Origin of the sequence: Bradyrhizobium sp. 31Argb, assembly GCF_043638955.1 — a bacterium.
Lineage (GTDB): Bacteria > Pseudomonadota > Alphaproteobacteria > Rhizobiales > Xanthobacteraceae > Bradyrhizobium.
Genome location: NZ_JBEGDB010000628.1, coordinates 1 through 1038 on the forward strand (window position 1 = coordinate 1; position 1038 = coordinate 1038).

The 1038-nt window shown below is 59.2% G+C and carries 1 pseudogene; it reads right to left on the reverse strand.

The window, feature by feature from the left end:
- Positions 1-575 precede the first annotated feature (575 nt).
- Positions 576-884: pseudogene (locus tag AAFX91_RS41925) on the reverse strand (transposase); the annotation flags it as partial.
- Between the last annotated feature and the right edge of the window lie 154 nt (positions 885-1038).

Here is a 1038-nt window from a genome sequence, read left to right on the forward strand (position 1 = left end):
GAAGCACGGCCCAAGATTGGTCCACGAGCGACCTGATCAATTCGCTGCGACGATGCCGGCACACGGCAGCTGGGGCGCGTAGTTGCTCGTAGCTCAAACCCTAAAGCCCCAGCCAATCGATCACATGCGGCCAGATCTCTCGATGCGCACTCTGACCGACGAGCGCTCCAACTTGCTGCAGCGGAACACCGGTTTCCGCCTGATAGACAAGAACGGAGGGGGGCTCAACGGTTGCAGTATGGGACCAGGAGGGCACCAAACGACTGGTATGATCAACTATCGCGGCGACGGGTCATTCAGTAAGCGGGTCCGAGCCGGCAAGAGGGCCGAGCACGTAAAGCTCGTTGCGGGCCAAGCAGTCTTTGCGAAAGCGCACGTCTATCCCATTTCGGAGCAGTTGGCGAGCGGGGTAAACTCATCGGGGCTCCCACGAATGGCGCGGAGGGGGGATGGCGAGCGCTTCCGAATCCGGCAAGCTGGCCGTGCAGCCTCGCAATAACGCACCAAGCACGAACTCCTCGGGTGCCGCGGTACGCTCGCCCCGATCGAGGAGCAGGCTCCCTGGCAGCGTGCTAATGGGCTCGGACGATGGTGCAATCAACGATCGATACTCGAAGTCTGGATCGTCAGACATCGCTTCGAAGATCGCCACCATACAGCCTTCGCGCTCCAGCGGCTGAAGCGTTGGAGAACGCTGTTCCAATCGCCAAACGCCTCTGGAAGATCACGCCAGCGAGCTCGCGTACGCACAATCCATAGAACGCCCTCCACGAACATCCGGTAGTCGCCTCCAGTCGATCCCTTTTGTCAGCCCGGCCGATAATCAGCGGCGCCATCCGATCCGACGGCGCGTCGCTCAAAACCATACGGTCGATCATACCCAAGACTGCCTCCCCAAAAGCAGTCTTGAACTGATGTGCCGGCTTAAGGGAATCCCAGGAGGTCCACAGGACCTAGTACTCACTTTTCTTGGATCGTGAGTCGTGCTTCAAGATATGGATGATACCCGAAGCAAGAGAAGTCCACCTTTCGCGGAAA